The sequence below is a fragment of the Nocardia anaemiae NBRC 100462 genome, from assembly GCF_001612725.1.
Taxonomy (GTDB): Bacteria; Actinomycetota; Actinomycetes; order Mycobacteriales; family Mycobacteriaceae; genus Nocardia; species Nocardia anaemiae.
The window spans coordinates 50,706-63,324 of the sequence record NZ_BDAZ01000006.1 but is presented as its reverse complement, the minus strand read 5'-3'; the positions used below and the strand labels follow the sequence as shown (position 1 = coordinate 63,324).

General features: G+C 67.2%; 9 protein-coding genes. 6 read left to right on the top strand and 3 right to left on the bottom strand.

Annotated elements, in window-relative coordinates; all coding sequences use genetic code 11:
- Nucleotides 1-195: 195 nt before the first annotated feature.
- Nucleotides 196-606, bottom strand: coding sequence for a hypothetical protein (locus NA5_RS05360; protein WP_062982524.1), 411 nt, complete (start codon nucleotides 604-606; stop codon nucleotides 196-198).
- Nucleotides 607-1,235: 629 nt separating this feature from the next.
- Between NA5_RS05360 and NA5_RS05355 the strand changes: the two genes are divergently transcribed.
- Entirely contained in the window at nucleotides 1,236-3,338 is a 2,103-nt protein-coding gene (locus NA5_RS05355; RefSeq protein ID WP_245672106.1) for an acyltransferase family protein, read from the top strand.
- A gap of 12 nt (nucleotides 3,339-3,350) precedes the next feature.
- On the opposite strand, the gene NA5_RS05350 is transcribed toward NA5_RS05355, so the two are convergent.
- Entirely contained in the window at nucleotides 3,351-4,253 is a 903-nt protein-coding gene (locus NA5_RS05350) for a class I SAM-dependent methyltransferase (RefSeq protein WP_062982575.1), read from the bottom strand.
- 48 nt (nucleotides 4,254-4,301) lie between these two features.
- Nucleotides 4,302-6,557: a serine/threonine-protein kinase gene (locus NA5_RS05345; RefSeq protein WP_062982522.1), complete on the bottom strand. Its 2,256-nt coding sequence runs from the start codon at nucleotides 6,555-6,557 to the stop codon at nucleotides 4,302-4,304.
- Nucleotides 6,558-7,332: 775 nt separating this feature from the next.
- On the opposite strand from NA5_RS05345, the gene NA5_RS05340 reads away from it, so the two are divergent.
- Genes NA5_RS05340 through NA5_RS05320 form a run of 5 tightly spaced genes read left to right on the top strand, consistent with a single transcriptional unit; the run spans nucleotide 7,333 to nucleotide 12,618 of the window.
- Nucleotides 7,333-7,611 (top strand): acyl carrier protein, encoded by a 279-nt coding sequence (locus NA5_RS05340; RefSeq protein WP_084483902.1) that lies wholly within the window; start codon nucleotides 7,333-7,335, stop codon nucleotides 7,609-7,611.
- The gene (locus tag NA5_RS05335) at nucleotides 7,608-8,705 is read left to right on the top strand and encodes an acyl-CoA dehydrogenase family protein (protein ID WP_062982520.1); all 1,098 of its coding nucleotides are present in this window, start codon (nucleotides 7,608-7,610) and stop codon (nucleotides 8,703-8,705) included. The genes NA5_RS05340 and NA5_RS05335 overlap by 4 nt, the downstream gene beginning before the upstream one ends.
- Nucleotides 8,702-9,679 carry a beta-ketoacyl-[acyl-carrier-protein] synthase family protein gene (locus NA5_RS05330; protein ID WP_245672104.1) on the top strand — a complete coding sequence of 326 codons (978 nt, stop codon included), beginning with the start codon at nucleotides 8,702-8,704 and terminating at the stop codon, nucleotides 9,677-9,679. Before NA5_RS05335 ends, NA5_RS05330 begins: the two co-directional genes overlap by 4 nt.
- A 3-nt stretch (nucleotides 9,680-9,682) precedes the next feature.
- A complete protein-coding gene (locus NA5_RS05325) occupies nucleotides 9,683-10,708 on the top strand; it encodes an HAD-IIIC family phosphatase (protein ID WP_062982516.1) in 1,026 nt (341 codons plus the stop codon).
- On the top strand, nucleotides 10,705-12,618 hold the full coding sequence (locus tag NA5_RS05320; RefSeq protein WP_245672103.1) for a non-ribosomal peptide synthetase: 1,914 nt from the start codon (nucleotides 10,705-10,707) through the stop codon (nucleotides 12,616-12,618). The genes NA5_RS05325 and NA5_RS05320 overlap by 4 nt, the downstream gene beginning before the upstream one ends.
- Nucleotide 12,619 lies beyond the last annotated feature (1 nt).

Genomic DNA, 12,619 nt, shown 5'->3' with positions numbered 1-12,619 from the left:
CTAGCCGAAACCCACGAACTCGGCCGGATCCCGGCACACCGTTGGCGGACCAGTGTCGAACAAAGCGAGAAGGAATCGATTTTGGAGCAATCGTGCCCTATCAAATCACAGGCACCGACTTCATGACGTCACATGGGTTGCATTCGCGGCCGAACACTCACCCCGGTCGACGAGCGGGTTATCGAGTAACCGACATCAGAGCGCCGCGAGAGCTACTGCGGCGGCCCACAGTTCTCGATCGATCGGATCGTCGGGTACACCATGATCGGCCGACCGGAAGGTTTGCACGACATCGGCACCGGGGCGGTCACGCGATGCCGTCCAGACATTGCCTCGCGCGTCGACGGTCCGCATCAGGGTCGCTTCCGAATGGAATCCGAATCCCCACAGGGTCTGGCGGGGGGCACGTGAGAAAGCCAGTACCGCTAAATCCTGGAAAGGCGGATCAGCGGATGTCGGCAGCGTGAGGACGCCGATCTGATCCGGACCCGCCAGGGTGAGGCCGAAAAAGAGGGGAGTCGAGTCCGACTGCGCGTTGCTTCCGAGCAAGGTGGCGGTCACGGTTCGGATCAACTCGTCGGATGGGTAGAGAATCGTTCGAGGCATAGCTGCTTTTCACCTTTCCGGAATGGACCGCGCTTCCCCGCCGCGGTCGTCGCCTTGATTTCCTCGATCGCGCGTGCGCTGGTAGTGATTTCGTAATGAGCCGAGGCCATATCGCACCGGCCGCGGCCACCCGAGCGCGCTGTGAAGCGTAGCCCACGGCGAGGTGCGGATCAGCCATGGACAGTGAGCATTTCGCGGCGCGCATGCACGCGGTGCCGCGCGATCGTCGGCCCGAGCGCGGCAGCGTCGAAGACGGCCGCGAGTCTCCAAGGCACTCGACATGGCGTTACGGCGCCCGAGGTCGATCCGGCCTGATATTTCACTCCGACTTCAGTAGTCGATAAACCTCGATGAATCTAGGGAACCCTTGCTCTGCAAGCACTCTCGGTATCGATTGAATTCCTCGCGTTGAATTATCCGGGGTTTTGGATTGTCCGCAGACCGAGCCGCTCGACGTATAGTGAAATACCGACACCGAACTCCGTCGCCTGCCGAAGATCGAGGTCGGGCGGCCTGATACGCGGTGAGTTGCCGTGACATAGCTGGTGCGATCGGCAACAATGCCGCGCATGACGGTGGCGGCGAGCGGCGGATTGATAGATCAGCGGGCTGATCAGGCGACCGAGGCGATGCCGCGCGGGACATTTCGGCCCGATATCGAGGGGTTACGAGCGGTCGCCGTACTGGCCGTTGTGCTGTTTCATGCGAACATGCCCGGGTTCGGGGGCGGATTCGTCGGTGTCGATGTGTTTTTCGTTATTTCCGGCTTCCTCGTCACCGGAATCCTTTGGCGGGAGGCGGCTTTCGCCGACGCTGTCGGGCTGGTCCGGTTCTACGGCGCGCGGGCCCGGCGTCTGCTGCCCGCGGCGGGTGTCGTGGTGGTAGCCACCGCGATCGGCGCGGCCGTACTGTTGCCGCCGCTGCAGGCTCGCCAGGTCCTCGGTGATGGGATAGCCAGCGCCTTGTATGCCGGGAACTATCGGCTCGCGCTGCGCGGCACCGACTATCTTGCCGCCGACACGCCTCCGTCGCCGTTTCAGCACTTCTGGTCGCTCGGTGTGGAGGAGCAGTTCTATCTGTTGTGGCCCGTACTGATCGCCGCCACTGCCTGGTTCGCGCGGCGGCGCGGAATCGGATCGGCCACTGTTTTCCCGTACCTGATCGTTCTCGCGGTCATCGCCGCGCTCTCCTTCGCGATCTCGCTGTTCTGGACCCGCATGCTGCCACCGTTGGCGTTCTTCTCGCTGCCGACGCGGGCCTGGGAACTGGGCGCGGGCGGCATGATCGCGCTCTCGGTCACTGTGTGGTCCCGGCTGCCGAAATCTGTTGCCGCCCCTGCCGGATGGATCGGGCTGGCCCTGGTCGTCGCGGCGTGTACCCAGCTGAACGGGAAGACGCCGTATCCGGGCACCGCGGCCATGCTGCCCGTTCTCGGTACCGGCCTGGTGATCCTATCCGGTTGTGTGCGAACACGATTCGGGGTCGGTCGCGCACTGGCGCTGCCGGTCATGCGGGCGATCGGCCGCGTGTCGTATTCGTGGTATCTGTGGCACTGGCCGGTATTGCTGCTGGCGCCGCGCGTGCTGGGGCACGAGCTCGGACGGGGTGGCTCGGTGGGCGCGGTGATGGTGGCAGGTGGACTCGCCATGCTCACGTTGTGGCTGGTCGAGAATCCGGTCCGCTTCGCCGCCGCTTTGCGCGAGTCGGGTGCACGCAGCCTGGCCTGTGGTGGTGCGATCACCGCGGTCGCCGCTGGGCTGGCACTGGTGCTGCTCATGCTCATTCCCGTTCCGGTCGGTCGCGGTGCGGCAGCCGCGGCTCTCACCCTTGCCACCCCAGCCGCACCCACCCGCAGCGCCGACGCGCACGAAGCGGCGGTCCAACAGCTGACCGCGCAGACGCAGGCCGCGGTCGCCGCCTCGGCCGAAATCCACGCCGTCCCTTCGAATCTCACTCCAACGCTGGCCGACGCACCCGGCGACAAGGCGGGCGTGTTCGTCGACGGCTGCGTGCGATCGTGGCGTGAGGTGGGACAGGCCGAATGCGCCTCGGGCGATCCGGACTCGGCCACCACCGTGGCCCTGGTCGGCGATTCACATGCCGCGATGTGGCATCCGGCGTTCGAACCGATCGCCGCGCAGCGGCACTGGCGGCTCGAAACCATGGCCAAGGTCACCTGCCCGTTGCTCGACCTGCCCATCACCAGCCCCTATCTGGGCCGGGAATACACCGAATGCGAGCAGTGGCGCGGCCAGATCCTGACCCGATTGCGGGCCGAACGCCCCCGGCTGATCGTGGTGAGCATGTCCCGGCGCTACGGCGCCGACTTCGGCTTCGTCTCCTACGACCAGGCCTGGGTCGATAGCCTCAACCGCCTGGTCGGCGAGCTGCGCGCGACCGGAGCGGCGGTCCTCGTTCTCGGGTCGATTCCCGATCCGCAAACCACCGTTCCGGTGTGCCTGTCCGAACATCTCGACGACGCAGCGGCATGCACGCCAGCACGGCCGGTCGCGGTCGACGACGCCGGTACCGCGGCCGAGCAGGCCGCGGCCACCGCCGGTGGCGGCCAGTACGCCGATCTCACCTCGCTGTTCTGCAGCGCCGCCCGCTGTCCCCTCATCATCGGTGACAACCTGGTGTACCGCGACGACAATCACCTGACCGTCAGTTATGCCAGAACCCTGGGACCGGTGATCGCCGCATTGGCGGACCGTGCGCTGACCAGTGGGTGAGTCGTAGGTCGTTCACTGCGGCTTCTCGGCGGATATGTAGGACGCCTGCCGCAATCGGTCGAGCAGCTCGGCGGGCACGTCGGCGGGCAGATCGGTGATCGGGCGGCCGTAGGCGGCGGCCAAGTCGAAGGGGGTGGCGCGGTGGACCGACCAGTCGTGCTTGGACAGCCAGTCGCCGGGATCGGCGCGGGCGTCGCTGTACCAGAGGTCGTGCACGTTCAGATTGCCGAACGGGTTGGAGCCGAAGAACCTTTCCGCCATGTCGAAGTGGTGCTGATCCATGCCGCGGCCGAAGTCGTCGGCGGCCATGTGGCTGCCCGTTGCGGACAGGGCGTCGATGCGTTCGAACAATGCGTCGTGTGCCGAACCCGGCAGGAATGGCAACAGTCCTTCGGCCGACCACGCCGCGGCCTGTCGCGGATCGAAACCCGTGGCAGTGAGCGCGGCGGGCCAGTCGTCGCGCAGATCGACCGCGAGCGCTCGCCGATCGGCCGTAGCGACGGCACCGTGCTCGGCGAGCACCTGATCCTTGAACTCCAGGACGCGGGGCTGATCGATCTCGAAGACGACCGTGCCAGCGGGCCAATCCAGCCGATACGCCCGCGCGTCCAGACCTGCTGCCAGGATCACCGCCTGCCGCACACCCTGCTGGCACGCCGCGGCGAAGAACTCGTCGAAGAACTTGGTCCGAATCCCCATGAACCGCCCGAACAGTCCGATATTGTCCGCCGAGGCCGGGGCGTCCAGTGTCTGCAGAAAGTGCGGTTCACCCGCCGCCTCGACGAACCACGCCGCGTACTCGTCGTGGATCATCGGCTCGGGATCGCGCGTTTCGAGTGCGCGAAATGTGGCGACGCCAAGGGCGGTCAGGCCGACGCTTGTCACGATGTCCCAGCTGTCTCCCTCTGTTCGCATGAATATCACCTCATGGTGGTCGGCGATCGATGGCAGGTTGTTCAGCGGTCATGTATGCGGCCGGGAATGTGGGTTCACGATGCGAGCGAGGGCCGCCAGATCCGATTGCAGGGCGTAGAAGGTGCGCAGCGCAACCGCGAAGGCGACCAGCCCACCGATACAGAGGGCGACTATCGAGCCGATCACCGTGTGCTGCTGATGCGGCGTCAGGAATATCAGCCCCAATGACACGCCGATCAGCGGAACCGATGCCGCCACACCGAGATACACGCGGGTGCGCTGGACCAGCCGGTGCAGCCGGGGGGCGTCGTCGGGGGAGATGTGACCGGCGGCGACCAAACCCGGGTAGTACCAGCGCAAGACGAAGAAGGTGGCCGGAAAGTACGTGTACACGACCGCTACCGCGGCCGCGACGAGGCTCGAGACAATGAGATTCGCGAGCAGCCCGCCCGGGATCGGCCCCAGTGACAGCAGCTTCACCGTGAAGATGCCCATGGCCAGGACCCATCCGATTAACGCGACCGCTGCGATCCGATCGCCACAGGCCAGGGTGTCGGCGCGGGCCCGGGCGAGGGTGGTCTCGTCGAAATGTTTGCCTCGGCGCAGGCCGTCGGGCACCAGGAAGACGTTGCGGCACCAGTACAGCAGCCCGGCGATGGCGACCGGATAGGAGATCGCGATCACCACGTAGCCCAGGTGGGTCAGCCGCCCGGCGGCCTCGGAGCCCAGTTGGAGTTGGATCAGCCGGACATTGTGCGCCGACAGGTACAGCCCGGCCGCGACTTGGCCGAACATGCTTGCCGGAATCACCACCGGTATCGGCCGCCCGCGCAGCCGTGCCCGCAGGCTGTGTGCGGGCGGGTCGACCAGGTCGCGGGCGGCCCGATCCTGGCTCAATTCCAGCTGCTGGGCCAGTTCGGCGCCGCCGGGGTAGCGGTCGGCGGGGTCGGGCGCCAGGCAGGTGAGTAGCGCATGACGCAGTAAGGCCGGGCAGTCCGGGGGCAGGTCGGCCTCCAGGTTCGCTTCGACGAGCCCGCGGCGTCGATCGATCATCGCCTGCAACGATTGCTCCGATTCGCCCGCTCCGATGCCGTCGTCGAACGGTCGTCGTCCGGTGAGCAGTTCCCACAGGACCACAGCCAGCGAGTACAGGTCGCTGCGGGTATCGAGATCGGCGGCGGTGGTGGCCAGGCCGGGGTGGCAGGCCTGGAGTTGTTCGGGGGACATGTAGGCCAGCGAGCCGCCGAAATAGGCGACGGGGTTCGCGCCGGGCAGGTGGCGGCTGAAGCTGATGTTGAAGTCGGCCAGTTTGGGCTGGCCGTCGGCGGTCAGCAGCACATTCGCGGGTTTGATGTCGCGGTGCAGCACACCGTGGTGATTGGCATAATCGAGCGCGGTGGCCAGCCGGGCGCCCAGCCAGGCTACGGTTTCCGGCCAGGTGAGCTGTTCCAGTTCCGCACGCGCGTGCGAGGCCTGCGGCTCGAGCACGCCGCCGCTGGTGGTGGCGGCGTCGATTGCCTGTAGCAGCAGCTTGCCGCTGCGTCGGACCGGTGCGGTGCCGCGCATCTCCCGCAGCACACCGAGCAGGGTGCCGCCGGGCACGTACTGCATGTACATCAGCTTCAGATGCTGTTCGGCGAGCTGACGCTGATCGAAGACGCGCACGATGTAGTCGTGGTCGAGTTGGGCCAGCGTCTGCGGTTCGGTGCCGCGGTCGCGGGAGATCTTCACGGCCACCAACCGGCTCATCGATCGCTGCCGAGCCAGGAATACCCGCGCGAAGGCACCGCAGCCCAGCAGCAGCAGCAGATCGAAATCGTCGACGGAGGCACCCGTACCGATGGAGTCGAGGGCATCGAGTGCCTTGGGGTCGGCCAGCAGCGTGCTGCGCAGGCCGCCGACGTCGAAAGTCTCGGAGATGCGCGCCATCTGGGTCGGATAGTCGTGCTCGTACTCGGTGAGGTCGACGTCGTGGCGGGAGCTGCGGGCACTGATCTCCTCGTAGATGAGATCCGGCGGCAGCGGGGCGGTGCGCAATTCCGGGAACTGTTGGCGATAGTCGGCAAGCCGCGGCGCGTTATCGTCGCGCTGCCATCTTTCGTGCAGATCCACTTTGATCAGTTCGATCAGCGTGGTCCGCCGCAGCGCGGGCTCCACAGGCAGGTGTGCCGACAGATCGGGCGGTTCGCTCGATGATTTCCAGTCCCCGGCGAACTGGGCGACCAGCGTCGTCAACGCGGTCTGCGTTGCTGTCGCGTGGGCAACACCGGCGCCGGGTGTGCTCGCGCCGAGGTTCTGGTCCATGGTCGCTCGCTTCGAAGTGATTGAGCCCGGTCCCGCACCGAGGGGTATCCGATCCCTTCGGCACGCACTTCACCAATAGCCTTTCGCCCATGTGCCCATTTGTCCACCCCTGTCCACCCGGCCACCATTAATTCGGCAGCGAAGCTGGCATTCGTCGCCGCCCCGTATCGCCACGGTTTATGAGCGGGTAGGAGAATTCGTCTGTCCGGGGTCGCTGTGCGATAGCTCCGCCTTTGCACAAAATGCGCACCCGGTCGGCGTTACTGCCGATCTGTCCATCTCGCGGACTCGACGGTCTCTGCACGCCGTTCCCGCCGATCGCGGCCGCGTCGATATTGGGAACAGAGGCGAGTGCTCGACGATATCTCGTATGTCGCGCTCGGGCCGAATTTCCTTATCGGAGAACGTAATGTCGCTCGTCGGATTTCCCGACCCTGGAATCCTGCATCCCTGTCGCCGTAATTGGGGTGATTCGCGATTGACGGTGGCTATTCGCGTGCTTCGTGTGCGAAGAACCTCGGTGATCGGGGTGGGTCGATCTGATTTCCGAATCATGCGCGGAGAGTGGGATTTTCGCTTCTTTTGTGGGCTCGTGATCACCCTGCGTGCCGCACAGGCGTACCGAGTAGATCCGTGATTCGGCGGTTGGGCAGAGCACATGGCCCGTGGAAACCGGGGGCTTGTCGGGTGATCACGGCCCGTGTTGTCGTGGTCCGCGGGGGGCGAGGGCGCACGGCCGTTCGCCACCGGATTACGTCGAGAGGTGAGGTTGCGCGTGGAACAGGTGGAGCCGATCGTGGCACGCCGCGCGGAGTTGGCGGAGGAGTTGCGGGTGTACTTCGGCTCGATCGCCGCCGTCGAATTGTCCAGTGACGACGATATTTTCGCGCTGGGCATGGTCAACTCGCTGCGGGCACTGGAGATCGTCGTACACGTGGAACAGACCTACGGGATCTCGGTCGATGTCGAGGATCTCGATCTCGACAATTTCCGCACCGCGGCCCGCGCGGCCGCGTTCGTCGAGCGCAAGCGGTCCGGGAACGGGCCGTCGTGATCGATGTCGAGAAGGTGGTCGCGGCCGCGGAATCGGATGCGGCCCAGTGGGATCGGGCGGGCTTGCCCGACGAGATGATCACGCTCGCGGCCCGGACCGGGCTGCTGGGCGCCGATCGGCCGGTGACATTCGGTGGTGCGGGTCTGGACGCGCGTGAACTCGGCCGGATCGCCGCCACGCTCGGGGAACACTGCACCAGTCTGCGCTCGCTGGTCACCGTGCACGGCATGGTGGCCGCCGCGCTCGATCGGTGGGGCACCGCCGAACAGCGCCGCGACTGGCTGCCCAGGCTCACGTCCGGGGAAGTTGTTGCCGCGCTGGCGGCGACCGAAGCGGGGGCGGGCACCGACTTAGCCTGTGTTGCAACGAGTTTCGCGGACAAGGGTGCGGACCGCATCGTGTCCGGACAGAAGCTGTGGGTGACGTTCGGGCAGGTCGCCGACGTCTTCCTGGTACTCGGCACAGCACCCGGCGGACTGTGCGCCGCACTCGTCGATCGCGACCGTCCCGGCGTTTCCGTTGAACCGGTCGAGGGTCAGCTCGGCATGCGCGGTGCCAGGTTGGCGCACATTCGGTTCGATCGCGTGCGGATACCCGCAGCACAACTGATCGCACCGCCCGGGTTCGGCCTGTCCCATGTCCTCGGCACGGCGCTCGACCACGGGCGGTTCACCGTCGCGTGGGGGTGCGTCGGGATCGCGCGAGCCTGTCTCGCCGACGCCGCCGCGCACGCCGCCACCCGCGTCCAGGGCAGCGCCACCCTCGCCGAGCACCAGTTGATCCGTGCGACGCTCGGCCGCTGCTGGGTGGATGTCGAAGGCGCACAGGCCATTTGCGAAAGCGCGACCGACGACCGGATCGCCGGATCAGCGCACGCCCTCGTCGCGACCGTCGCCGCGAAGTACGCGGCATCCAACGCCGCGGCCGCGGTGAGTGAACGCGCGGTGCAGGTACTCGGCGCGGCGGGGTGCGCACCGGATAGCCGCGTCGGCAGGTTCTACCGCGACGCGAAGGTCATGCGGATTATCGAGGGAGCACAGGAGGTCGCCGAGGTGACCATCGGTGAACACGTATTGCGGGGTGCGCGATGGTGAGCGGGCCGGTGCGGCTTGGCCCGGTGGCGACGTGGTTCCCCGCCACCTCCGCGCGGGTGGCCGGCCTGACCGAACTGGACGAACTTCCGGCGCACCGACGCGAACACGCGCTGGCACTCGGCATCGAGACGGTGCGCACGGCGGGCGAGCTGTCCGAGGTGGACTTGGCCGCGGCGGCGGCGACGGCGGCGCTGGACGAGGCCGGGCTCGAAGCCGCCGACCTCGACGCGCTACTGCTCGTCACGGGGCGCGCGCCGCAGTACCTGCTCGCATCGGAAACGACACGGCTGCAACACCGGATCGGCGCCACCCGTGCCTTCACCGCGGGCGTAGGCGACCTCGGCTGCGTATCGGTCTCCGCCGCGCTGACCCTGGCCGCGGCCCTGCTGCGCGCCGACGCCGGGTACCGCACCGTTCTCGTCGTCGCCGCGGCCAAGACGCCAACCCGCAACCGCTACCGCCCGCCGATGACGATGCTCGGCGACGGCGCGGCCGCGCTGCTGGTCACCACCTCCGGTGGGCGCTGGGAGTTCGTCGACCAGATCCTGCGCAGCGACGGCAAATACGCCGACCTGTTCCGAATCGACTACCGCGACACCCCGTCGCAGGCGTGGACGGAGGCGTGCACCGACGAATCCACCTACTCGTTCCGGCTCGCGGTCGAAAGCAAGAAGCGGTTCGACGTCATCATTGCGGAACTGCTGGAACGCAATCACATTCGGGCCGACTCGGTGGGACCGATCCTGATGCAGAACCTGTCGGGCGGTGCGTTCGCCTTCTGGGAGGAGGCCCTCGGCGCCACGATCGATGCGGCGTGCCGGAGCAATCTGGCGGCATACGGACATCTGGGTTCGGCGGACATGCTGGTCAACCTGGACTCCGCGGCGGCAACCCGGTCATCCGGTGCGTATGCGCTGCTGTTGAACAGCAGTCCGGTGGCGGCGTGGAGCGCCGCCCTGATGCGGAGGGTCTGAGCCATGGCGGCAACGGTGAAATGCCTGGTCTGGGATCTCGACGACACGGTATGGCCCGGCGTCGTGCTCGAATCCGACGGTGGGACTCCCAAACCCGAAGTGCTGCGGGCGATCCGGACCCTCGACGAACGCGGCATCCTGCACGCCGTCGCGAGCCGCGGCGAATTGTCGGTCGCCACAGAACATTTGCGTCGGCACGGTATCGAGGACATGTTCTCGGCGGTCGAGATCGGCTGGGGCCCGAAGTCGGAGGCGATCCGCCGGATCGCCGAATCGCTGAATATCGGGCGCGAGACCATGGCGTTCGTCGACAACGATCCGGTCGAGTTGGCCGAGGTGGCGACCTCCTGTCCCGAGGTACGGTGCTATCCGGCCGATCGCGTACCCGACCTGGCGAACCTACCGGAATTCACGCCGAAGACCGTGACATCAGAAGCGCGGCAGCGCCGGTCCTACTATCGCGCGGAACATGCCCGCCGAGTCGGCGAGGCCGAATTCGCCGGATCCGATGCGGACTTCCTCGCTTCGTTGGGCCTGGTGATGACCGTGCGCGCGGCATCGGAGGCCGACCTTGCCAGGGCCAATGAGCTGACCATTCGCACCCACCAGCTCAATACCACCGGGGCCACCTTCGACATCGACGAACTGCGGGAACTGTGCGCGTCCCCGCGCCACGAGGTGCTCGTGGCATCCCTGCGCGACCGATTCGGCGGTTACGGCACCATCGGGCTGGCGGTCTCGGAGATCCGCGGCTCCGATTCGGTGCTGCTCCTGCTGCTCATGTCGTGCCGGGTGATGTCACGCGGAGTGGGGACGGCGCTGATCCGGGAAATCGTCCGGCGCGCACGCGCGGCGGGGCGGCGGCCGACGGCGGAATTCGTGGCGACCCCGGTGAACCGGGTAATGCTCGTGACCTTGAGATTCGCCGGATTCGAGGTGCTCGAGTCCGACGGCGACCGCGTCCTGCTCGCCTGCACGGTGCCGCCGGAGGACATCAACGGAACCGGCCATGTCGAGGTGACTGGATGAGCACTGCATCGAGTAGCGATTCCATGAGGGGCGGTGGCCGGGTGACGGATGGGCGCACGGTATCGAGCGATTCGACGCCGGGTGATCGATCGACGGACCTACTGCGTGGAATCCTCCATCAAGCCCAGCGGATACCTGACCGCACCGCGCTCGTGGTGGGGGACCGGTCGCTCACCTACCGCGAACTCGACACCGCCACAGCACATCTCGCGCGCCGCCTGGTCGCCGCGGGCGTACGCCCCGGGCAGACGGTGATGGTGTTCCAACGGCAGAGCCTGGACACCGTGATCGGGATGATCGCGGCTCTGCGCGCGGCTGCGGCATGGTGTGTCGTCGAACCGGGCCGTCCCGCGTCGGCGGTGCGTTCGGTGCTGGCGGCCACGACCTGTACCGCGCTGATCGTCGACGGTTCCACCCCGCGTGACGAGGTGGCCGCGCTGGTGTCGGGCACGGCGGCGGTGCTCGATATCGCCGAGGACACCGAGCCATCCGGCGTGGCATTGCCGGACCAGCCGCCCCTGCGGGCGCCCGCCTACGTCATCAGCACCTCCGGCTCGACCGGCGAGCCGAAGGCGGTCGTCGTCTCGCGGGCCAACCTCGCCACCTTGATCGGTTCACGGAACTATCCGTACACCGACGGCGAACTCGTGACATTCTCGGCGATGCGCCTGATCTGGGACGGCTCCCTCTCGGCGCTGGCCTGGGCGCTCACCGTCGGCGGCACCAGCGTGCTCCCGGACGCCCGGATGCTGCCCGATGTCGACGCGGTCGCCGAACTCGCTGTCCGCCATGGCGTATCGCATTTCGTCGCGACGCCCTCGTTCTATCGGGTGCTGCTGCCGCGACTGGTCGAGCTGAAGTCGACGCTGCGGATCGTCACCCTCTGCGGCGAGCCGGTGTCGGTTCGCCTCGTCGAACAACACCGCGAGGTTCTGCCCTCGACAAGCCTGCACAATGAATACGGTCCGACCGAAGCGACCGTCACCTGCATCTGCCACGTCGTCCCGGACACGCCCCAACCCGTCGTGCCGATCGGCACACCGACCGATGGTACGACGGCGCACATTCTCGACCGCTCGCTGCGGCCGGTCCGTTGGGGCACCCGCGGTGACCTGTACCTCGGGGGTGGACAGATCGCCGACGGTTACGCGGCACAGCCTGGACTGACCGCGGCCAGGTTCGTGGCCGACCCGTTCTCGACCGAGCCGGGCGGGCGCATGTATCGCACCGGGGACCTCGCGCGGGTCGACGCGGGCGGTCACATCGAATTCCACGGGCGGGCCGACAGTCAGGTGAAGGTCCGGGGCGTGCGGGTCGAACGCGCCGCGGTCGAGACGGTACTTGCGGGACATCCCGCCGTTCGCGAGGTGGTCGTGCTGGATGCGACGGACCCCGACGATGCCGTGTACCTGGCCGCTTTCTGGGTGCCGGTGGCCGGTTCCGCGCCGACCACGGTTGCCGCGCTGACCGCGCACTGCGCGGAACGCCTTGCGCCCGAATCGGTTCCGGAAAGGTTCGTGGAGGTCGACACTCTGCCGATCGCACCGGGCAGCAGCAAGCTCGACGAGGCGGCGCTGCGTGCCCTGCTGCGCTCCCGTCCCGAACAGCGCACGGCTCCGTCGCGGGATGGCTGGACCGAGAACGAACGGGCGGTCGGCGAGATCTGGTCCGAGGTGCTCCAGCACGACGAATTCGACCGTACGGACCGGTTTTTCGACGTAGGCGGCAATTCCCACCGGGTAGTCGCGCTCCACCTGCGCCTGGAAGCCGGGTGGCCGGGCGCGATCTCGGTGGGAATGCTGTTCGACCTCGACACCGTGGCCGCACAGGCGGACGCGCTGTCGGCGGGTCCGGCGACCCGAATCGAGTCCGAACCGGCGGACAGCTCGCCATTGGCTTTCGAGGTGTGAA